Genomic DNA, 20,701 nt, shown 5'->3' on the forward strand with positions numbered 1-20,701 from the left:
CCCGCGAGCGCGGGATCCCGTCTCTTCTTACGGCGTCTCCGAGGGCGGCTGCTGGACCGGCGGCGCCGAGACCGGGGCCTGTGCCGCGGGCGGGTGCGGCAGCTGGGCGCCGGGCACGACGTAGGCCGGGGTGCCCCGATGCGGGGCGCGGCGGGTGCGGTTGTAGCGCTTCACGGCGTAGATGACGCCCCAGATCGGCAGGCCGAACGCGATCAGCCACGGCAGCAGCGCGCCCAGCACGGTCAGCAGCACCCGCAGCGACGCCAGCAGCGCGTCCCAGCCGGCGCCCAGCCCACCCAGGAAGCCCGGCGGGTCGTCGTCGATCGCCTCGGCCCGCGGGTCGAGCAGCGTCACGGTAATCGTCGAGAGCGCGGTCAGGTCGGCCAGGTTCCGCTTCTTGGCCTGCAGGGACGCCAGGTCGGCCTCGCGTGTGGCCACCTCGCGCTCGAGCATGACCAGGTCGTTCAGCGACTTGGCCTGGGCCAGCAGCTTGCGTCCGCTGTCGACCCGGGCCTGTTGCACGGTGATCCGGGCATCGAGGTCGATGGTCTGCTCGGTGACGTCCTCGGTGCTGATCTGGCGCTGTTCCTCGGTGCCCAGCTCGGCCAGCTGGGCGACGGCAGCGTCGAATTTCTCGGCCGGGATGCGCAGCTCCATCGTCGCCGTGTCGGCCCCGGAGCCGCTGCTGCGGTTGTCACCGCTGACGAAACCGCCGGCTGTCTTGGCGATGCCCCCGGCTTGGCCGGCCGCGGCGTCCACGTTCTCGACCCGTACGGTCACCGTGCCCCGATAGATGATCGAGCGCTGTTCGACCCGCAGGTCCGGCGCCTTGGCGGCGGTGTCGGCGCCCTTGTCGGCCTGGGTCTCCGCCCCACCCTCGGCCGGTAGGGCCGCGCCCTCGTCCATGGCCGGAGCGCCGGCCGACGAGTTCTGCGCCGTGTCGTCGGACCCGCAGCCGGCGAGCAGGACGCCGCCCAGAAGGACCGTTCCCACCAGATATGTCATTCGCGTGCGAAATGCGCGCATGTCTTCTCCCCATCGGAGTTTCGGTGTGCCCCTGGGACGTGCGGCGGAGCCGTTCCGGTTCCGGCAGACTGCGAGAAGAGCGGTTACGAATCGGCAGCGGAGGGATCCCGTGCGCATCACGAAGTTCACCCATTCCTGTCTGCGGGTCGAGGGCGCGGGCGTCCTCGTCGTAGACCCCGGCGCCTTCAGCGAGCGGGCGGCGCTCGACGGTGCCGACGCGGTGCTCATCACCCACGAGCATTTCGACCACCTCGACCCCGACGCGCTGGGCGAGGCGATCGGGAAGCAGCCCGGTCTGCGGCTCTTCGCGCACGCCGACGTGCTGGAGCAGCACCCGCGCTTCGCCGACGTGGCCACCGCGGTCGAGCCGGGCGGCACATTCGAGGCCGCCGGCTATCAGGTCCGGGTGTACGGCGGTCAGCACGCGGTCATTCACCCCGACATCCCGCGCATCGCGAACGTGGGCTACCTGATCGACGACGGGTCCACGAATCTCTACCACCCCGGTGACTCGTTCACCGTGCCGGAGGACACGACGGTGGACACGCTTTTCGCGCCGTTGAATGCTCCTTGGATGAAGCTTTCCGAGTCCATCGATTTCATCCGCGCCGTCAAGCCGGGGCGGGCCTACGCGCTGCACGACTATCTGCTCACCGAAACCGGGGCCAAGGTGTCGGACGGACATCTCGAACGACTCGGTGGCACGAAGTACGCGCACGTCGCGCCGGGCACTAGCATCGCCTGACGTGCCCAGCGCCACCGACGAACTGATCCAGCGGCTGTACGAGTCCCCGCCGGAGGGCTTCGTCGCGGCCCGCACGGCCGCGATCGAGCAGGCCCGCCAGGCCGGCGACAAGGCGACCGCCAAACGCCTGGCCGCCCTCAAGAAGCCGACCGTGGCCGCCTGGGTGGTCAACCTGCTCGCCCTGCGCCGGCCCGACCTGATCGAGGAACTGGTCGAGCTGTCCACCGCGCTGCGCGACGCCCAGCGTGGTCTGGACGGCTCGGCTCTGCGCGAGCTCACGGCCCAGCGCCGTCAGGTGGTCTCGGCCCTGGTCGCGGCGGCCGGCAAGCTGGCCCGGGGCGAGGACAGGTCGGTCAAGGTGCCGCTCGGCGAGGTCGAGGCGACGCTGACGGCCGCGCTGGCCGAGCCCGAGATCGCCGCCCAGGTGCGCACCGGCCGGCTGATCCGGGCCGCCACCTACGCGGGCTTCGGCGAGGTGCCGCGGCCCCGGCTGCGTCTGGTCACCGATGAGGCCGATGTCGACAGTGACGACGCCGAGGACCACGACGAGGACGCGGACGAGGGCGGCGAGGTCGTCGAGTTCCCGCAGCAGTCGGCCCGTGAGCGGGCGGCCGAGGAAAGACGTAAGCGGGAGCTGGAGCAGCGCCGCCGGGAACTGCGCCGCGAGTTGAGCAACGCGCAGTCGGCCGAGAAGCGGGCTGACACCCAGCTCGAGAAGGCCGAGGCGGCCGAACGTGACGCTGGTCACGTTGTCGAGGATCTGGACGCGGAGCTGGCCGAGTTGGAACGCCGGCGTACCGAAGCGCAGGCCGACGTGGCCCGCCGCAAGCAGGCCCGTCGCCTCGCCGAACGAGAAGCGGCCGCCGCTCGCCGTCAGGTCGGCGACGTTCAAGCGGCCCTGGAAGACCTCGAATCAGACTTGTCAGACTGCTAGTCCGACCGCCCCCTTAGACCGGACTAAAGCGTCCTTATCGTCCGCTGGAACGGAAAGAATATTTTCCAGAACGTGCCAGGGAGAGCAGAATCGGGCGGGTGACACCCGAACAGGCTGCCGCCACTGCCAAGACGGGACTCGCGACGATAGTGGGCGCCTTTGCGGAGTCGCCTCAGACGCTTCGCCGGGCCCGCCTCTTGGGCCTGTCCGGCTGGGCCTATCACGTGTCCGCGCGCGCCGGTGCGCTCGGCGAGGTCCGTCCCGAAACTGTTGCCGCGTCGATCGGCATGATCGCGCCCGAGGCGGTCATCGACGGCTGGGAGGCGACCGCGAAGACCTCCGCGCCCATGGAGGTGGCCACCTGGCACCTGCACGAGCTGTGCACCTGGGGCGCCGAACAGCTCGGCGGGTTCCCCCGGCTGGCCCGCCTGCACGAGCTGACCCGCCGGGTGGTCACCGCGGTCGACTACGCGGGGCTTCCGCTGTTCGCCGCGTGGCGGGCCATGCCGGTGCCCGACCAGGCGCCGGGCGCGCAGGCCGCGGTGCTGCTGCACCTGCTGCATGAGCACCGCCTCGGCGTGCAGCTGGTGGCCGTACGGGCGGGTGGCCTCACCCCGCTCCAGGCGATCATCGCCGGCCCCGAGGGCGAGACCGGCGCGGTCGCGTTCGGCTGGCAGCCGCCCTATCCGCCGGCGGGCCCGATCGTCCGGCGCCTGATCTGGGCCGAGTCGGTGGCCGACGCGATGGCCGGTCAGGCCTACGCGGCCCTCGACCTGGGTGAGCGCATCGAACTCATCGGCCTGCTGGAATCGCTGCGGCACCGCCTCGCGCAATAACGGCTCGCCCGGCGGGCCCGGGTCGTGATCCGATGCCGGGGTGACTGAGCTTCCCGACGGCTGGAGTGTGCGCCGGCCCGCCCTCGACGACTCGCCCGCGATCCTGAAGCTGGTGCACGCCAGCGACATCGCCGCTGTCGGCTATCCCGACTACACCGCCGAAGAGGTGCGTGAGGCGCTCACCGAGCCCAACACCGACCTGGCGCGCGACGTCTGGGTCGCGTGCGACGCCGGCGGGCGCATCGTCGGCTGGACCTATCCGGGCAACGCGACCGGCGAGAACCGCGACTTCATCGAGGTGTACGTGTGGCCGGGGGACGGGGCGCCGGCGATGCGCCCGCTGCTCGAGCTCATGCTGGCCCGGGTCGCCGAGCGCAAGATCGAATTCGGCCACGGGACGTACGAGGTGCGGGCCGGGGCGGTGCCGACCGAAATCGCGTACATCGACCTGCTGACCGAGCACGGGTTCGCCTTCCTCAAGCAGCACGCCCGCATGCAGATCCCGCTCGAGGACGTGCCGGCGGTGGCTCCGGAGCCACCGGCGGGCGTCACCCTGCGTACGGTCCGGGCCGACGACGAGGGCGACCTACGAGCCTTCCACGCCGTGATCGAGCAGGCGTTCCTCGACTCCGACCACCGCAGCGCGTCCTACGAGAACTGGCGCAGACAGGTCGCCGACGATCCGGCGCCGGTCTTCGACGAGTGGTTCGTGGCCGAGGTGGACGGCGTGGTCGCGGGCGTGCTCGAGTCGTCGTACGACAGCGACGAGGACTCCGGTGAGGGCTGGGTCAAGCGGCTCGCGGTGCTGGGGTCGTACCGGAAGAAGGGTCTGGGCGAGGCTCTGCTGCGCCGCGCCTTTGCCGCCTACGCCGCGAAGGGACGCGACAAGGCGGGGCTGGGCGTCGACATGGCGAACCCGACGAGGGCCGCCCGGCTCTACCTCGCCGTCGGCATGAAGCCGCTGTACGAGGCCAACATCTATCAGAAGTGGATTTAGAGGTCGATCTAGACCTCGGGTGACGAGGGGCCGGTGGGGCGGCGGCGCAGCTCCTCGACGTAGTCGTCGGGGGCGCCCGCCTTCTCGGCCGCGGTGGCGATCTCGCTCAGGTACCACGCCGTGGGCAGGCCGCCCTCGTAGCCGGCGAAGACGTAGACCCAGGCGCTGAACTCGCCCTCGAGCGTCGATACACGTACGGTGACCTTCTGGTATGCGCCCGCAGTCACCCCCTCGACCTCGTCGAGTTGTGACGCATCCCACGGGTGGACGTCGTAGAGCGACACGAAGACGCGGTCGCCGGGCGACTCGACGATCGTCGTGACGGCGCCCTCGCTGCCGATTTCCCCCTCACCGGCAAAGGTCAGGCGCCAGCCTTCTATCCACCCCACGCCAACCATGGGCGAGTGCGGACAGTAGGCCCGCATGCGGGCCGGGTCGAGGTTTGAGCCATACGCGGCGTAATGACGCACGGCGATGACGATAGCCGGACAGGGCGGTCGTGGAGAATACAAGGAGTGCGTGTCGGCACAACTGCCATGCGGGAAGAGGGTTGGAACGCTGTGAGCCGGATCGTGATCATCGGTGGGGGACCGGGCGGGTACGAGGCGGCCCTGGTCGCCGCGCAACTCGACGCGGACGTCACCCTCGTCGAAGCGGAGGGCCCGGGCGGCGCCTGCGTGCTGACCGACTGTGTGCCCTCCAAGACCTTCATCGCAAGCTCCGAGGTCATGACGGGTTACCGGCACAACGAGCGCTTCGGCATCCGTTCGGCCGGGCTCGAGGGCGTGTCGGTCGACGCGGTGGCGGTCAACGAGCGGGTCAAGAAGCTGGCCCTGGCCCAGTCGGCCGACATCCACGCCAAGCTGATCAAGGCCGGGGTCGACGTCGTGCACGGCCGGGCCCGGTTGGGGGAGGACACCCTCGGCCATACCCACCAGGTGCTGGTTACGCCGCATTCAGGCCAGTCTTCAGTCCGGTCAGGGGCGGCGGCGGGGCGGTTGGACGGGGACACGTACGCGGTTGAGGCCACCACCGTGCTGCTGGCCACGGGCGCCACGCCCCGGGTGCTGGCGACCGCCCAGCCCGACGGCGAGCGCATCCTCGACTGGCGTCAGCTCTACGACCTCACCGAGCTGCCGTCCCACCTCATCGTGATCGGCTCGGGTGTGACCGGCGCCGAGTTCGCCAGCGCCTACCTGGCCATGGGCGTGCAGGTCACCCTGGTCTCGAGCCGCGAGCGGGTCATGCCGCACGAGGACGCCGACGCCGCGATGGCGATCGAGCGGGTCTTCCGCGAGCGCGGCATGGCCATTCTCAGCCAGTCCCGTGGCAAGTCCGTGGTCAACACCGGCTCCGGGGTGCAGGTCACGCTGGGCGACGGCCAGGTCGTCGAGGGCTCGCACGCGCTGATCGCGGTCGGCGCGGTGCCCAACACGGCGGCCCTCGGGCTCGAGGAGTACGGCGTGCAGGTCGGCGACGGCGGCTATGTGACCGTCGACCGGGTGTCGCGCACCAACGTGCCCGGCATCTACGCCGCCGGCGACTGCACCGGGGTGTTGCCGCTGGCCAGCGTGGCCGCCATGCAGGGCCGCATCGCCATCTGGCACGCGATGGGCGAGGCCGTGGCGCCGCTGCGGCTGCGTACGGTCTCGGCCAACGTCTTCACCGACCCCGAGCTGGCCACCGTGGGCGTCACACAGAACGACGTGGACGCGGGCCGAGTGCCGGCGCGACAGGTGATGCTGCCGCTGACCGGCAACGCGCGGGCCAAGATGGCCGACCTGCACGACGGCTTCGTGAAGCTCTTCTGCCGCCCGGCGACCGGTCAGATCGTGGGCGGGGTGGTGGTCGCGCCCAAGGCGAGCGAGCTGATCCTGCCGATCACGATGGCGATCGAGAACAACCTGACCGTGGACCAGCTGGCCCACACGATCACTATCTACCCGTCGTTGTCGGGGTCGATCGCGGAAGCGGCGCGTCAGCTGATGCAGCACGAGCTGCAGTAGCGTCCGGCTCGGCGGCCTGGTGGAAATCGGCGGCCCCGGCCCCAGCGGCGAGTGCCCGCTCGAGGTCGAAGGCCGCCGCCTGCTCGGCCGCGACGGCGAGCTGACGAGCCTCTTCCCTGCGGCCCTCTTCCTTGCGGCCCCCGAAGAGGGCCAGGATCCAGCCGGCGGTGCCGAAGACGACGGCGGCGGTGGCGGCGATCGCGAACAGTCGCCAGGCCGACTGGGTGATCGCCGTGCCGCCGATGTGGCCGACCAGGCCGCCGTACGAACCCCACGCGATCGCGGCGGCGCCGTCGTACAGGACGAAGAGCTTGACCGGGTAGCCGCGCCGGCCGGCGTGGAAGCCCGCTGCCATGCGCCCGCCCGGCACGAACCGGCAGAGCAGCAGGACGAGCGGGCCCGGCCGGCGGAGGCCGCGGGTGAAGCGGGCGGCCGCCAGCTTCGTACGGGAAGGGTCTTTGGCCTCGTCGTCATGCCGGGGGGCGTAGCGGGCGCGTAAGGCGGCCAGCCGGCCCGTGCCCCGCTCAGCGCTGCTGCGGCCGAGAACGAACGCGATGGCGTCGCCGGTGAACATGCCCAGCGCCCCGACCAGGATGACCAGAGCAAGATCCAAATTGCCGTAGACAGTCAGCGCGCCGGATGTGATCATGATCGCCTGGATCGGCACCACCGGGATCAGCGCGTCGATGGCGAGGAAGCCGAAAAGAGCAAGGTACGCCCATGCCGGTGTTGCCATCATGGTCAACAGTTCGGTCATCGGTCTCGCCACCTCGCGGCTTTATATTCGGGGCCCACGACATTGTCCGTGGAGTCACCTGAGAATGTGCTGTGTTCAGCATGCTCCCTGATCAGACCCGGTCGTCGGTGATGCCTGACACGGTAAAGCCTCGATTCCCGCGGTGCCTGTCATTTTCGGGACGCTGCCGTCTCGTAAGGGCGTTCGGTCCGTATTTGTCCGAGCGATTTTTCGCCGAAGCGCGGCGGGCGTACCGTGAAGTTGCCGGAACTCCGGGTCCCCCGTTCTCGGTGTGCCGGCCGGTGGGCCGTCCGTAGGTCCCGTACGGGCGGCCCACCTCTGCCTCACCTACGCTGGAGCGCGTGCCCGCGCTGGTCCCGCCCACAGTCGTTGTCCGGCCGTCGTTCCTGGCCGCGATGGACGAGTACGTGGCCGAGGGGCGCGGCGGCCCGGATGACTTCAGCAACATCGGGGCCGACCTTCGCGCGTACGCGCCGACCTGGTCGAGCCCGGCGGGCTTCGCGGAATTTGTTGGCTTCCTGCTCGCGCAGCGCCGGGAAGAGACACCCCGCCCGCCCGGCTACGTGCCCACGACGGTGCTGTGGTGGCTCGAGGCCGAGGCCTACCTGGGCCGCCTCAACATCCGCCACCGCCTCGCGCCCGGTCCCGCCGGCGAACGCAACGGTCACATCGGTTACGACGTACGCCCCTCGGCCCGCCGCCAGGGCCATGCCACCGCCATGCTGGCCGCGGCACGGCCGGTGGCGGCTGCTCTGGGCCTTTCCAAGGTGCTCATAACCTGCGACTTCGACAACGAGCCGTCCCGCCGAACCATCGAACGCAACGGCGGCGTCCCGGCCGCCCGCCGCGACGAGAAGCTCCGCTACTGGCTACCCACCACCTGAGCCCGCCGCTGTAGCGGTGGCTGGCTCCCCATCTGAGCCCGCCGCTGTAGCGGTGGCCGGCTCCCCATCTGAGGCTGTTGCTGTAGCGGTGGCCGGCTCCCCATCTGAGGCTGTTGCTGTAGCCGTGGCCGGCTCACCGCCTGGGTCTGTTGCTGTGGCGTTGGCCGGCTCACCGCCTGGGTCTGCTGTTGTGGCGTTGGCCGGCTCCCATCTGGGGCCGGTTCTATCGCGTCTGCCGTGACGAAAGCTCCGCTCCCGGCTCACCTCGGGAGGCCACTTTCCGGTGCCGGTTGCCGTCACACCGCCGTGCCGGTTGCGGTCACTCGATGTTGCACACCACTGATCCGGCGGTGACGGACTCGCCGACCTTCACCGACAGGCCGGACACCGTGCCGGCCTGGTGGGCAGTGAGTGGCTGCTCCATCTTCATGGCCTCGACCACCACGATCACGTCGCCCTCGGACACGTTGTCGCCGTCGGCCACGGCCACCTTGACGGCTGTGCCCTGCATCGGGGCGATCAGCGCCGCGCCGCTCGTCTGGGTCTGAGCGCCCCCGCCGCCGCGGCGTGCAGCCGGTCGCGCGGCCGCTGCCGGGCCGGCGCGCAACAGCTTCGACGGCAGCTTGACCTCGAGGCGCTTGCCGCCGACCTCGACCACGACCGTCTCGCGTTCTTCGGCGCCCGGCGCTGCCTCGCCGCTCGGGGTGAAGGGTTCGATGCCGCCTTCCCACTCCGTCTCGATCCATCGGGTGTGGACGGTGAACGGCTCGGACGTGAAGGCCGGGTCGCGCACCACCGCGCGGTGGAACGGCAGCACGGTGGCCAGCCCGGTGATGACTGTCTCGTCGAGGACCCGGCGCGAGCGTTCCAGGGCCTCTTCCCGCGTACGGCCGGAAACAATGATCTTGGCTAGCAGGGAGTCGAAGTTTCCGCCGACGACGCTGCCGGCCTCGACCCCCGCGTCGACCCGGACGCCGGGGCCGAGGGGCCACACCAGCGCCTCGACCGCGCCGGGGGCCGGCAGGAAGTTGCGGCCCGGGTCTTCGCCGTTGATGCGGAACTCGATGGAGTGGCCGCGCGGGGCCGGATCGCTCGTGAACCGCAGCGGTTCGCCCGCGGCGATGCGGAACTGCTCGCGTACGAGATCAATTCCGGCCGTTTCCTCGCTGACCGGGTGCTCGACCTGGAGGCGGGTGTTGACCTCGAGGAAGGAGATCGTGCCGTCCTGGCCGACCAGGTATTCGACCGTGCCCGCGCCGTGATAGCCGGCCTCGCGGCAGATCGCCTTCGCGCTCTCGTGAATGGACGCTCGCTGCTGCTCGCTCAGGAAGGGGGCCGGCGCCTCTTCGACGAGCTTCTGATGCCGCCGTTGCAGGGAGCAGTCACGCGTGCCGACGACGATGACCGTGCCGTGCGTGTCGGCCAGCACCTGCGCCTCGACGTGCCGGGGGCGGTCGAGGTAGCGCTCGACGAAGCATTCGCCCCGCCCGAACGCCGCCACCGCCTCGCGCGTCGCGCTCTCGAACAGGGCCGGGATCTCGTCGATCGTGCGCGCGACCTTGAGCCCGCGCCCGCCGCCGCCGAACGCCGCCTTGATCGCCACGGGCAGACCGTGCTGCTCGGCGAACGCGACGATCTCGGTCGCGTCGGCCACCGGCTCGGCCGTGCCCGGCACCAGCGGCGCCCCGGCCCGCTGGGCGATGTGCCGGGCGGTGACCTTGTCACCCAGGTCGCGGATCGCCTGCGGGGTCGGGCCGATCCAGGTCAGGCCGGCGTCGAGCACCGCCTGGGCGAAATCGGCGTTCTCGGAGAGGAAACCGTAGCCCGGATGGACCGCGTCGGCGCCGCTGCGCGCGGCGACCTCGAGCAGCTTGCCGATGCTCAGGTAGGTGTCGGCCGCGGTCTCGCCCACCAGCGCGTACGCCTCGTCGGCGAGCCGGGCGGGCAGCGCGTCACGATCGCTGTCGGCGTAGACGGCGACGCTGGTCAGCCCGGCGTCCTGACAGGCCCGGATGACCCGGACGGCGATCTCGCCACGGTTGGCGATCAATACCTTGCGCACGGGCTGAGCCTAGCCGCAGCGACCGACAGTTTTACGCTGACGGAGTGTCCGCGACCCGCATGATGATCCTCGGCCTGGTGCAGTGGCTGGAGCCGGTGCACGGCTATGACGTACGGCGTGAGCTGCTGAGCTGGAGCGCCGACAAATGGGCCAACGTCCAACCGGGGTCGATCTATCACGGTCTGCGCAAGTTGACCGATGAGGGGTTGCTGCGGGAGGTCGCCACCGAGCAGGTGGGTGGCCGTCCCGCGCGTACGACGTACGAAACCACCGACAAGGGCAAGGCGGAGTTTCAGGCGCTCTTGCGGAACGGCTGGTGGAACCTGACGCCGGGTCCCGACCCGTTCATGGCCGCGTTCTCCTTTCTGCCCGCGCTCTCCCGCGAGGAGTCCGCGGCGGCGTTGCGGAACCGGGCGAACCAGCTGCGGGCCGGCGCGCAGCAGCTCGAAGCGGCGACCAAGGCCGACTGGGCCGACAACAAACCGGCCTTCGTGGCGTGGATGTGGGAGCGCAGCATCGTCATGGCCGAGGCCGAGATCGCTTGGTGCGAGCGCACGGCCCGGCGCATTGAAACGATGGGGGACGCCTGGCAACCGCTGAACGAGGCGCAGAGTACCGCCGATCCCAAATTAAAGTTTGACTAGTAAAACTTGACGGTCGTAGGCTCGCCTGCATGATTGAGACGCGCGGGCTACGCAAGTCGTTCGTGTCGCGCCAGGGGCGCGAGAAAAAGACGGTCGAGGCCGTACGCGGTGTCGACCTCACCGTCGCCGAGGGCGAGATCTTCGGCTTCCTGGGTCCCAACGGGGCCGGCAAGACCACCACGCTGCGCATGCTGGCCACGCTGATCGTCCCCGACGACGGCTCGGCCACGATCGCCGGCGCCGACCTGCGCGCCGACCCGGGCGAGGTTCGCCGGCGGATCGGCTACGTCGCCCAGGGCGGCAGCACCTGGGACGATTCCACTGCCCGCGAGGAACTGGTTCTCCAGGCACGCCTCTACGGCGCTTCGAAGAGTGATGCGCTCGCCCGGGCCGCGCGCGTCCTCGAGGGGTTCCAGCTGACCGAGTACGCCGACCGCAAGTGCAAGACCTACTCCGGCGGCCAGCGGCGGCGGGTCGACATCGCGCTCGGCATCATCCACGAGCCCAAGGTCGTCTTCCTCGACGAGCCGACCACCGGCCTCGACCCGCAGAGCCGGGCCCACATGTGGGACGAGATCAGACGGCTGCGCGCGGAGGGCATGACCGTCTTCATCACGACCCACTACCTCGACGAGGCCGACGCGCTCTGCGACCGCATCTCCATCATGGACAACGGCGAGATCGTCGCCTCGGGCACGCCGGCCGAACTCAAACGCGAGATCTCGGGCGACGTCGTGCGGGTCGGCCTGCCGGTCGATGCTGTCCCGGCGGCGGTCCAGGCCCTGACTTCCTACAAGACCGAGACGTACGAGGACAACGTGCGCCTCTACGTCGAGGACGGCGCCGTGGCGATCCCGCAGATCCTGCGCGCCCTCGACGCGGCCGGCGTCCCGCTCGGCACCGTCGAGCTGCACCGGCCCAGCCTCGACGACGTGTTCCTCACCAAGACCGGCCGATCGCTGCGGGAGAGCTGAGAAATGAAGCTGCTGCGCGACACCTCATTGATCTTCAACCGCCAGATGCAGTTGCTGCTGCGCAACCCGGTCTGGATTCTCGTCGGCGTCTTCCAGCCGGTGATGTACCTGCTGCTTTTCGCCCCCCTCCTCAAGCCGGCCCTGCAGGTGCCGACCAACGCCGAGGCGTACGAGATCTTCGTACCCGGTCTGCTCGTGCTCCTGGCCATCTTCGGCGGCCTGTTCCAGGGCTTCGGCCTCATCGCCGAGCTGCGGGCCGGCGTCATCGAACGGTCCCGGGTGACCCCCGTCAGCCGCCTGGCGCTGCTGCTGGGCCGCTCACTGCGCGACGTGGTGTCGCTGATCGCCCAGGCCGTCATCATCACGCTGCTGGCGCTGGTGTTCGACCTGCGGGTCTTCGTGCCCAACCTGCTGCTGGCCTACCTGATGCTGGCGCTGATCTCGTTGATGACGTCCGCGGTCTCGTACGGCGTGGCCCTCGTGGTGAAGAGCGAAGACGCACTGGCGCCACTGATGAACACGGTCGCCCAGCCGGTGCTGCTGCTCAGCGGCATCCTGCTGCCGTTGACGTACGCCCCCGGCTGGCTCCAGGGCGTCGCCGACTGGAATCCGTTCTCGTGGGCGGTCAACGGCACGAGGGCGCTGTTCCGCGGTGACCTCGGCGCGCCGGATGTCTGGCAGGGCCTGCTCATCATGGCCGTGCTGGCCGTTGTGGCGGTGGGCTGGGCGGCAAGGGAGTTCGCCCGAAGCGTCCGCTGACCCCTACTACTTCCAGAGGGCGATATAGGGCACGCCCATCTCGGCCAACAGGTTCCGGAGCAGGGGCAGCGACAGCCCGATGACGTTCCCGGGGTCGCCTTCGATGCGCTCCACGAAGGCGCCCCCGCGGCCGTCCAGCGTGAACGAGCCGGCCACGTGCAGCGGTTCCCCGCTGGCCACATAGGCGGCGATTTCCTCATCGCTGATATCGGCGAAGTGCACGGTGGTCGTGCCGACCGCTTCGGCCTGCTTGCCGGTGACAAGGCTGGTCACGTGATGCCCGGTGTGCAGCACGCCGGCCCGCCCACGCATCCGCTTCCAACGCGCGGTGGCCTCTTCGGCATTGGCCGGCTTGCCGAAAACCTCACCCTCGAACGCCAGCACGGAGTCACACCCGAGCACGACAACCCCCGGATCGGCGTTCAACTGAGCGGCAATGGTGCGCGCCTTCATGCGCGCCAGCGCGAGACAGAGCGAGTGCGCATCCGCAGCCTCAACGGTCGATTCATCCACGCCGCTGACCATGACGTCAGCCTCGATCCCGGCCGCACTGAGCAACCCGCGCCGAGCCGGACTGGCCGAAGCAAGAATCAACCGATACACAATGTCCTTCTCCACGCTCAAGAGGCTACAAGCCCCACGGCGTTCGAAGAGCGCGGGAGTCGTTGTTTCACCTCAAACGGGGCCATTGGCGTCTAACTTCGCCGACGCCGACGCAACAAGAGCCCTGCGAGCACAGCAATGATAGCGAGAGCACCCGCGAGGCCGCCCCAAATCAGAACACGGCTGTCGCTGGCCGGCTCGGGCGTCGCCGCCGCCTCGGGTGATGCAAATTCCGGCCGCACGGCGCCAGGCGCGTTTGTGGCTGTGTTCGGATCACCGCTGCTAGGGGCAGTAGTGGCGCTCTCCGGTGGCGGCGCCCCAACGGTAAGCGCCTTCACGATATTTAGTCGCCCGAACCCGCATTCGTCATCTCGCCCTGGCGGCCCGATGTCATCCGCTGTGTCGGTCAGTCGTCGAATAACGTCCTTCGCCGAAAGCTCCGGAAATTTCGACCTTACGAGAGCCGCAGCGCCGGAAACGATCGCAGAAGAATCAGATGTTCCGGTCGCAGATCCGTAGGTGCTTGTAGGTTGGGCCGAAATGATGTCAACCCCTGGTGCGCATATCTGGACCTTGTCGTCTTTGACAGAGGCGGCCGAATACTTTCCGTTTCGATCAGATGCTCCAACCGCCAGGACGCCGTCGAATGCCGCAGGGTAACTAACGATGGCTCCTGAAGATGTATTGCCCACTGCGGCGACGACGACTATGTCATCATTGATTGCGGAATTAATTGCATCTTGAAGGTCAAACCCGGGTCCGGCGCCAGCTGAAATATTAATAATTTTGGATTTTTGGTTGGCGGACCAGATTACGCCCTCGGCCATGACCGCCGAGTCGATCTCATGCCCGTCCTTGGAGATTCTTACGGGTAGGACTTTGGCGTTGGGGGCAATTCCTTGAATTCCTGAACCGGGTGATCGGCCGTGGCCCGCAATTAGTGCAGCCATTCGGGTTCCATGACCATCTATGTCATTGCGGCCATCGCGAATACTGGACGAGGTTAGGTCGCTGCCTGAAAGTAAGTTTCTTTTGACATCAGGGTGCGAAGCAACTCCTGTGTCCAAAACCGCCACTGTGACGCCAGCGCCGGTCGAGATGCTTCTCGTTCGCGCCACCTGCAAGCTCTCTAGGTACCATTGGCGATCACGAACCGAGTCCGCGAATGCAGGAGATGCCGGGCATAGCGCTATGGCAAGGAGCGAGGACCCGGTCGCAGCGCCGACCTTGCTTAAGATCCTCAATTGAGGCCGATCGCAGGTCCGGGATCTACACGTTGCTCCCGAGGTGGTAGAACGACTGGCTCGACACCAGATGCCGTCTGCCATGGATTGTCAGGATCCCAGCGGTCCTGTTCCTCTTGTCGCTTACCGAGGCTGCGGCCGTTCGGTTGACCGTAGAGAGCGTTACTCGCGGACGTATGTGGACCGGGAACATATGCGCCGCTCGGTTTGCCGGGAGGCGCGCCGCCGATTACACCCCCGACCGGGTTGATCCGGCTGGGGGATGGCCTCGCGCCGCCAGGCTGAGCCACTCCAATGCCAGGGGCACCTCCGATCATTCCGCCGGGGGGCATTGCATGAATGCCGCCGGGGACTGATCCGGTTGGTCGGCTGAGCCCATCACGAAGCGCCGCAGTCCTGCCAGGCGCACCGGAGCTCGCCGGAGGAAGTACGGCGCTTCCGCCGGGAGGGCTGAAGCCGCCTGGCGTCAAGGGGATACCGCCAGGCGCCAGCGAAGTAGGCCCGGAAACGCTGGGGGCTGTCGGCGTGAGCGGGGAGAATCCGGAGAGGGGAGGGGGTGTAGCCGAAGGGTTTGCTCCGCCCAAAATCAACCCTGGTTGTGGAGCTGGCGGTTGCGGGGTGCCGGGCGGCGCAACGGACGGGGACGTCGGGAATGTGGCTGTTGGAGCCTTCGGACTTGCCGACCGAGGTCTGTCGTCGAAGCTTGGCACAACAGGTGGAATGGCTGGAGGCACGTAGCCGCCGGTGCCGGTGTCCGTCGGGTCATCAAACTTCGAGTTCGGTCGATAAGGCTGGGGTGTGCGGATGTTGACTTGAGCCTGCGCCAGGTCTGCGCTTACGCCGCTTAGGAGGGTTACGGCTTTTTGGTGTAGGGCCTCTTGGCGGCCGGGGGCTACCGGGGGCTGTTCGCCGCTAGGGCTCGGGCTTGGGGTTGGCTGGGGCTGGCCGCTTGCTGACTGTTGTGGGGCCGTGTGGGTCAGCAGGAGTTGCTCGTTTGACTCGTACTCTCGGGCCAGGTCGTCCATTTCTTTCTGGGCGAGGCTGATGGAGAGCGTGGCCGCGGCGAAGGCGTCGTGGTTGGAGATGGCGGCTTCGTAGGTTTCGCTCAGGTTGGTGATCAGCTCGTCCAGGCGGGCGATGTAGGCCGCTGAGGCCGCGTTCTTTTCCGGGGGCCAGACCGACGCCAGGTTGTCTCGGTAGTTCTGCACCTGCCAGCGGTGCTCGACCAGCAGGTCGGCCGATTGCTTCCAGCCCGTCAGCAGCTCGTAATGCCTGGCTGTGTCGGGGTTCTGGATGAGCGCCTGCATCTGCTGCATCGTCAGCATGCCCCACGGGGTGCCGCCGGCTCCTCCACCGCCGCTGGCGACGAGCATCAGAGGTTCCCCTCGCTGGTCGTGGGCGTTATGGGTGTCGTTGCCTCGGGGATGCCGACCTTGTCGAAGGCCTTGTCGACGTCGCTGACCCGGGCGTGCGCGAAGGCGTCGGAGCCGCTGTACTGCTTGCTGATGTCGGCGGCCGCGTTCGCGAAGCCTTGAGTGCCGTTCGCGTAGTTGTAGACGTTCTGGTGGGTGACGTCTTGCGCCTCGCGGTGGGCCAGCAGGAACGAAGAAAGCTCGACGAATTCGCCCGGTGGCGGCGGCAGCGGTGTGCCCATTGATTCGCTCACCGTGGACATGTGGGGGGCGTAGCTGTCTTTCACGTTGGCGGCGAGTTTGGCGGCGAACTGTTCCATCGCCTGGATGTCGGCCTCGATCGCGCCGAAGTCGGTGGTGCCGTAGTCACGCAGCCATGCGGGACCGCGATCCTCCTCCGGAATCATCTGCGCCTCCCCGGTCCGAACATTGGAGCGCTTGTGAGAGTAGTCGGTCACTGCCAGCGTCGGGGACCCTGTGGACAGTGACGAACGATGATCTATCGGGGGAGTGCCGACGTCTTCCACGAGTGGGGGGTCATCGATGGGCGTGCGGATCGGGACCAGTGGGAAACCGGGGTCTGAGCAGGCTCGGCATCAACTTCGCTGGATGCCGCCACCAGCACCGTGACCAGCGCGGCCAGCTCGATGTCGGTGGGCTTGCCACGCACGACGCTGACCAGCGGTTCCGTATTCATCGACCGAGCGTACGGCTTGACAGCGGAGATCCGGTGACACGCATCCCACACTCGGCTGATCGATTCGCTGTCGCTCGACATGACCGGGTATTTTCTCCGTGATGTCTTCCTCTCCCCCGCTCGTAGTCGCTGACCGTTACCGGCTTGTCGCGCCGCTCGGTCAGGGCGGGATGGGTCGTGTCTGGCGGGCGACCGATGTCGTCCTGCACCGTGAAGTTGCCATCAAGGAACTGGTGCCGCCGCCCGGCCTGACCGCAGGCGAGCGGCAAGAGATGCGAGAGAGGTCGCTGCGCGAGGCGCGTGCGATCGCCCGGCTCAACAACATCAACGTGGTCCGCGTCTTCGACGTGTTGCGTACGGATGCCGACCCGTGGATCGTCATGGAGTACGTGCCGTCCCGCTCGCTGCAGGACACGCTTGCCGCCGACGGCCCGTACAGCCCGGTGCGCGCCGCCGAGATCGGTCTGGGCGTCCTCAACGCGCTGCGTGCCGCCCACCGGGCCGGTGTCGTCCACCGCGACGTCAAGCCGGGCAACGTGCTGATCGGCGCCGACGGCCGAGTGGTGCTCACCGACTTCGGGTTGGCCACCGTCCCGGGGGACCCCAACGTCACGCGTACGGGCCTGGTGCTCGGCTCGCCGGCCTACATCGCGCCCGAGCGGGCCCGGGACGGTTCCGCCGGTCCGGCCGCCGACCTTTGGTCGCTGGGCGCCACCCTCTACGCCGCGGTCGAGGGCGCCTCGCCGTTCGCCCGCCCGTCCGCGATCGCCACCCTGGCCGCGCTGGCCACCGAGAACCCGCCGCCCGCGCGTAACGCCGGCCCGATGAAGCCCGTGCTCAACGGTCTGCTCCGCAAGGACCCGACGCATCGCATCAACGCCGAGGAAGCCGAGCGCCTGCTGCTGCGCGCCGCCGGCCGCCGTTCCAAGCTGAGCTTCCCGATGAGCCCGACGATGCGCCGTCCGGGTGTCGGCCGCGACCGGGCGGCACTGACCGGCGGCACCGCCTCCACCCCGGTCGTGCCGGGTCCACGTCCTCCGGTGGCCCGTCCGGCCAACCCACCCGGCCGTACGCCGGTCACGCCGGCGCAGGGTCGTGCCGCGAGCCCGCCGCAGCCGCCCGTCAATCCGGGTCGCCCGGGCGCCGACCAGGACCGTCCGGTCTTCGCGCCGGGCAAGGCGCCGGTGAGCCGTCCCGCCGCCGAGACCCCGACCAGGGTCGACACGCCGAAGGTGGACGCGCCGCGCCTCGACGCGACCCGGGTCGACGGTCCCAAGATCGATGCCACGCGCGTCGACGGGCCCCCGGTCCGCGACGACAAGACCACCTTCATCGGTACGGGTCCCCACACGTCCGAGCCGCCGCGGTCCGGCCCGCATGCGAGTGGCGGGCTTTCCCGTACGTCCCGTGGCGCGCAATCCGGCTTCACGGCAGCAGACGTCGCGGCCAACCGCCGAAAGACGGCCGCTCCCGAGCACGAGCGCTCCCTGGCGGACGCCACCGCCCTGATCCCGCGAGTGGAACCCGACGCGCCGGCCGAGCAGAAGCCGGTGCCGGCGCAGGCCGACCCGACCACCAAGATCCAAACCCCGTCGAAGAACACGACGGCCCCGGCCAAGCCGAAGCGGAACACGCCCGAGCCTGCCGACAAGACGACCAGGATCCCGGCACCGGTCGACCAGACGACGAAGATCGCGGGGCCCCCCGCTCGGCCGGCTGACACGACAACCAAGATCTCCGAGCCGGTCGACCGGACAACCAAGATCACGGAGCCGGCGAAGAAGCCCGAGCCCGCGAAGACCAAGGCCGAGGACGCCAGACTTGCGGGCGCCAAGCCTGCAGGAGCCAAGCCCAAGGGCACCCAGCCGGCAGGCGCCAAGGGCGACGTCAAGGACGGCGGGTCAGCCAAGGGCGAGCCCGACAAGCCCGTTGTCGTGGACGCGACCCAGGTCGTGAGCCCGGCCAAGAGCGCCCCGGCCAAGGGCAAGAAGACTGCGGCGCCGGCGAAGAGGGTCGCGCCCGCTGCAGCCGAGCCGAACTCCGAGGGCGAGACCCCGACCGCCGCCGAGCAGAACAATGCCTCGGAACGTGCCGCGAAGAGCGCCGCCCAATCCACCACGGAGGACAGTGCTGCGCAGGGCAGCTCCCCGCAGGGCAGCTCCGAGCAAGGCAGTTCCGCGCAGGGCAGCTCCCCGCAGGGCAGCTCCGAGCAAGGCAGCTCCGAGCAGGGCAGCTCCGAGCAGGGCAGCTCCGAGCAAGGCAGTTCCGCGCAGGGCAGCTCCCCGCAGGGCAGCTCCGAGCAGGGCAGCTCCGAGCAGAGCGGCACCGAGCAAGGCGGCACCGCGCAGGGCAGCCCCGAGCAGGGCGACACCGTGCGGGGCGGAACTGCGCAGGGCAGCCCCGAGCAGGCCGGGGCCGCGCAGGCTCGGCCCGAGGAGGACAGCCTCGAGCAGCGCAGCACCGAGCAGGGTGGCACTGCCCGGGGCAACACCGCGCAGGTCAGGACCGAGCAGGGCGGCACCGAGCAGGGCAACACCGCGCAGGTCGGGACCGAGCAGGGCGCCGTCGCGGAGGGTGACGTCGCGCAGGGCAGCACCGAGCAGGGCAGCACCGAGCAAGGCAGCACCGCGCAGAACAACGCCCCAGAGGTAGCTGCCAAGAGTGGCACTGAGGTCGCCACTGCGGCAGACAGAGCTGCGGAGAGCAACGCCGCCCAGAGCAACGCCACGGAGAGCGACGCCGCGCAGGACAGCGCCGCAGACGACAGCACCGCTCAGGCCGCCGCGAAGAAGGGCAGCCCCTCTTCCGCCGCGCAGGCCAGCGCTGCAACGACCACCGCGAAGAGCGATCCCCAAGCGACTAGCGCGAAGAGCGACTCCCCGGACGCAAAGGTCAGGGCCACCGAGGCGCAAGCCAAGGACGTCCCGACCGTGCCCTCGGCCGCAGCCGCGGCGCCTCAGGACCGTACGCGTGCGGAATTGCCGGCCAATGCACGGCGAAAGCACACCCCGGTCGACGACGCCGAACCGCTGAGCCCGGCGCCCGCCTTCAATCGCTCGTCCCGCCCGGCCTGGGCCCCCATGCCCGTGCGCCAGTCGCCCGGTGTCACCGTCTTCGGCACGCGCCTCACCTACGGCCAGGCCGCGTTCGCCGGCGGTGTCCTGCTGCTCATCATCGTGCTGGTGGTCGTGCTCATCGGCGTTCTCGGTAGTGACGGCGACGACAACCAGTCTCAGCAACCACCGGTCGTCCCCACCGCCTCGGCCGGTGGCGCGTCGCAGAAACCGGCTGCCGGAGCCCCCAGCAACGCCCCGTCCACGCCGAAGTCCACGGCGCCGTCGAGCCCGGCCGGGCTGGCCCTGCCCAGCACCTGGCGCGTGTACTCGGACGGTTCCGGCTTCAAGGTGCCGTTGCCCAAGAGCGCCTCGATCTCGCAGTCGGGCAGCGAGACCCGCATCCGGTGGAACAACCGCCTGCTGCTGATCGACCAGACCGACGAGCCGAAGCCCGACGCGCTCGCCGACTGGAAGCAGCAGGAGCGGGACCGCGCGGGCCGGGACTACCGGGACTACCAGAAGGTGAAGCTGGTCCCGGTCAGCAACTACTTCAAGCAGGCCGCTGACTGGGAGTTCTTCTACACCACGAGCAGTGGCAACCCCCAGCACGCGGTGAAGCGCAACATCATCGTCAGCGACAGCCAGGCGTACTCGATCTCCTGGTATGTCTCACCCGACGACTGGGACGCTTCGCAAGCCGATCTCAAGCTTGTTTACCAGGGGTTTCAGCCCAAGAAGTAACTCCGGTGAGTGATGACGCGAATGAATGGGTAGTTCATGTCGCATCACGATCGGGAGGTACGACATGAACTGCCGACGACACGGCAGGAAGCCCACGATGGCCCTGTGGATGCTGGTGGCCCTTGCTGACCTGGCCATTCTCGCCGCCGCGGCGGGTGCGCTGGTCACGATCTCGGTGCTGGTCGCGCTGGCGGTGCTGGCCGGGGGCTTCGTCGCTGCCCGTCCGCTGCTCACGAAGCGTGCGGCCGCCGTACCCGCCGAATCCGTGGTCCGCCGCCGCGCGTAACAGAGGTCGCCGGCAACAGAAGTCCCCGCGCGTACCAG

General features: G+C 69.1%; 19 protein-coding genes. 11 read left to right on the forward strand and 8 right to left on the reverse strand.

The window, feature by feature from the left end:
- Positions 1-27: 27 nt before the first annotated feature.
- The gene (locus LXN57_RS41275) at positions 28-993 is read right to left on the reverse strand and encodes a DUF4349 domain-containing protein (protein WP_251803759.1); all 966 of its coding nucleotides are present in this window, start codon (positions 991-993) and stop codon (positions 28-30) included.
- A 142-nt stretch (positions 994-1,135) separates the two neighbouring features.
- On the opposite strand from LXN57_RS41275, the gene LXN57_RS41280 reads away from it, so the two are divergent.
- From LXN57_RS41280 to LXN57_RS41295, 4 genes are all read left to right on the forward strand, one after another.
- Positions 1,136-1,771, forward strand: a complete 636-nt coding sequence (locus tag LXN57_RS41280) for an MBL fold metallo-hydrolase (protein ID WP_251803760.1) — start codon at positions 1,136-1,138, stop codon at positions 1,769-1,771.
- A gap of 1 nt (position 1,772) precedes the next feature.
- Positions 1,773-2,705 (forward strand): hypothetical protein, encoded by a 933-nt coding sequence (locus tag LXN57_RS41285; RefSeq protein ID WP_251803761.1) that lies wholly within the window; start codon positions 1,773-1,775, stop codon positions 2,703-2,705.
- Between the two features lie 98 nt (positions 2,706-2,803).
- Positions 2,804-3,541 (forward strand): SCO6745 family protein, encoded by a 738-nt coding sequence (locus tag LXN57_RS41290; protein ID WP_251803762.1) that lies wholly within the window; start codon positions 2,804-2,806, stop codon positions 3,539-3,541.
- Positions 3,542-3,581: 40 nt separating this feature from the next.
- A complete protein-coding gene (locus LXN57_RS41295) occupies positions 3,582-4,538 on the forward strand; it encodes a GNAT family N-acetyltransferase (RefSeq protein ID WP_251803763.1) in 957 nt (318 codons plus the stop codon).
- Between the two features lie 8 nt (positions 4,539-4,546).
- Here LXN57_RS41295 and LXN57_RS41300 read toward each other — a convergent pair whose 3' ends face one another.
- Positions 4,547-5,008, reverse strand: a complete 462-nt coding sequence (locus tag LXN57_RS41300) for a gamma-glutamylcyclotransferase (protein WP_221375564.1) — start codon at positions 5,006-5,008, stop codon at positions 4,547-4,549.
- 90 nt (positions 5,009-5,098) lie between these two features.
- Between LXN57_RS41300 and LXN57_RS41305 the strand changes: the two genes are divergently transcribed.
- Positions 5,099-6,544 carry an NAD(P)H-quinone dehydrogenase gene (locus LXN57_RS41305; protein ID WP_251803764.1) on the forward strand — a complete coding sequence of 482 codons (1,446 nt, stop codon included), beginning with the start codon at positions 5,099-5,101 and terminating at the stop codon, positions 6,542-6,544.
- Here LXN57_RS41305 and LXN57_RS41310 read toward each other — a convergent pair.
- Positions 6,474-7,301 (reverse strand): DedA family protein, encoded by an 828-nt coding sequence (locus LXN57_RS41310; protein WP_251803765.1) that lies wholly within the window; start codon positions 7,299-7,301, stop codon positions 6,474-6,476. The two genes, LXN57_RS41305 and LXN57_RS41310, sit on opposite strands and share 71 nt — an antisense overlap.
- 341 nt (positions 7,302-7,642) lie before the next feature.
- Between LXN57_RS41310 and LXN57_RS41315 the strand changes: the two genes are divergently transcribed.
- A complete protein-coding gene (locus LXN57_RS41315) occupies positions 7,643-8,185 on the forward strand; it encodes a GNAT family N-acetyltransferase (protein ID WP_251803766.1) in 543 nt (180 codons plus the stop codon).
- Positions 8,186-8,504: 319 nt separating this feature from the next.
- Here LXN57_RS41315 and LXN57_RS41320 read toward each other — a convergent pair whose 3' ends face one another.
- Positions 8,505-10,247: an acetyl/propionyl/methylcrotonyl-CoA carboxylase subunit alpha gene (locus LXN57_RS41320; RefSeq protein WP_251803767.1), complete on the reverse strand. Its 1,743-nt coding sequence runs from the start codon at positions 10,245-10,247 to the stop codon at positions 8,505-8,507.
- 59 nt (positions 10,248-10,306) lie between these two features.
- On the opposite strand from LXN57_RS41320, the gene LXN57_RS41325 reads away from it, so the two are divergent.
- The 3 genes from LXN57_RS41325 to LXN57_RS41335 are packed head-to-tail and all read left to right on the forward strand — an operon-like array spanning position 10,307 to position 12,624.
- Positions 10,307-10,891, forward strand: a complete 585-nt coding sequence (locus tag LXN57_RS41325; RefSeq protein WP_251803768.1) for a PadR family transcriptional regulator — start codon at positions 10,307-10,309, stop codon at positions 10,889-10,891.
- A 29-nt stretch (positions 10,892-10,920) separates the two neighbouring features.
- Entirely contained in the window at positions 10,921-11,865 is a 945-nt protein-coding gene (locus tag LXN57_RS41330) for an ATP-binding cassette domain-containing protein (RefSeq protein ID WP_221375568.1), read from the forward strand.
- 3 nt (positions 11,866-11,868) lie between these two features.
- Entirely contained in the window at positions 11,869-12,624 is a 756-nt protein-coding gene (locus tag LXN57_RS41335; RefSeq protein WP_251803769.1) for an ABC transporter permease, read from the forward strand.
- A 6-nt stretch (positions 12,625-12,630) separates the two neighbouring features.
- Here LXN57_RS41335 and LXN57_RS41340 read toward each other — a convergent pair whose 3' ends face one another.
- The 4 genes from LXN57_RS41340 to LXN57_RS41355 form a co-directional block, all read right to left on the reverse strand.
- Positions 12,631-13,242 carry a Maf family protein gene (locus LXN57_RS41340; RefSeq protein WP_251803770.1) on the reverse strand — a complete coding sequence of 204 codons (612 nt, stop codon included), beginning with the start codon at positions 13,240-13,242 and terminating at the stop codon, positions 12,631-12,633.
- A gap of 77 nt (positions 13,243-13,319) precedes the next feature.
- On the reverse strand, positions 13,320-14,555 hold the full coding sequence (locus tag LXN57_RS41345) for a S8 family serine peptidase (protein ID WP_251803771.1): 1,236 nt from the start codon (positions 14,553-14,555) through the stop codon (positions 13,320-13,322).
- A gap of 1,288 nt (positions 14,556-15,843) precedes the next feature.
- A complete protein-coding gene (locus LXN57_RS41350) occupies positions 15,844-16,290 on the reverse strand; it encodes a hypothetical protein (RefSeq protein ID WP_251803772.1) in 447 nt (148 codons plus the stop codon).
- A gap of 92 nt (positions 16,291-16,382) precedes the next feature.
- Positions 16,383-16,580 (reverse strand): acyl-CoA carboxylase subunit epsilon, encoded by a 198-nt coding sequence (locus LXN57_RS41355; protein ID WP_251803773.1) that lies wholly within the window; start codon positions 16,578-16,580, stop codon positions 16,383-16,385.
- Positions 16,581-16,681: 101 nt separating this feature from the next.
- On the opposite strand from LXN57_RS41355, the gene LXN57_RS48690 reads away from it, so the two are divergent.
- Together LXN57_RS48690 and LXN57_RS41365 are read left to right on the forward strand one after the other, a co-directional pair.
- Positions 16,682-20,377 (forward strand): serine/threonine-protein kinase, encoded by a 3,696-nt coding sequence (locus tag LXN57_RS48690; protein WP_438872974.1) that lies wholly within the window; start codon positions 16,682-16,684, stop codon positions 20,375-20,377.
- A 97-nt stretch (positions 20,378-20,474) separates the two neighbouring features.
- On the forward strand, positions 20,475-20,663 hold the full coding sequence (locus tag LXN57_RS41365; RefSeq protein WP_251803774.1) for a hypothetical protein: 189 nt from the start codon (positions 20,475-20,477) through the stop codon (positions 20,661-20,663).
- The last annotated feature ends 38 nt before the right edge of the window (positions 20,664-20,701 follow it).

The sequence above is a fragment of the Paractinoplanes hotanensis genome, from assembly GCF_023717965.1.
Lineage (GTDB): Bacteria > Actinomycetota > Actinomycetes > Mycobacteriales > Micromonosporaceae > Actinoplanes > Actinoplanes polyasparticus.

Excerpts from the sequence above, each read along its gene's own strand:
- LXN57_RS41325 (WP_251803768.1), top strand. The coding sequence starts at position 10,307 with ATGATGATCCTCGGCCTGGTGCAGTGGCTGGAGCCGGTGCACGGCTAT.
- LXN57_RS41330 (WP_221375568.1), top strand. The coding sequence starts at position 10,921 with ATGATTGAGACGCGCGGGCTACGCAAGTCGTTCGTGTCGCGCCAGGGG.
- LXN57_RS41345 (WP_251803771.1), bottom strand. The coding sequence starts at position 14,555 with ATGGCAGACGGCATCTGGTGTCGAGCCAGTCGTTCTACCACCTCGGGA.
- LXN57_RS41335 (WP_251803769.1), top strand. The coding sequence starts at position 11,869 with ATGAAGCTGCTGCGCGACACCTCATTGATCTTCAACCGCCAGATGCAG.
- LXN57_RS41355 (WP_251803773.1), bottom strand. The coding sequence starts at position 16,580 with ATGAATACGGAACCGCTGGTCAGCGTCGTGCGTGGCAAGCCCACCGAC.
- LXN57_RS41350 (WP_251803772.1), bottom strand. The coding sequence starts at position 16,290 with ATGATTCCGGAGGAGGATCGCGGTCCCGCATGGCTGCGTGACTACGGC.
- LXN57_RS41365 (WP_251803774.1), top strand. The coding sequence starts at position 20,475 with ATGGCCCTGTGGATGCTGGTGGCCCTTGCTGACCTGGCCATTCTCGCC.
- LXN57_RS48690 (WP_438872974.1), top strand. The coding sequence starts at position 16,682 with ATGTCTTCCTCTCCCCCGCTCGTAGTCGCTGACCGTTACCGGCTTGTC.
- LXN57_RS41310 (WP_251803765.1), bottom strand. The coding sequence starts at position 7,301 with ATGACCGAACTGTTGACCATGATGGCAACACCGGCATGGGCGTACCTT.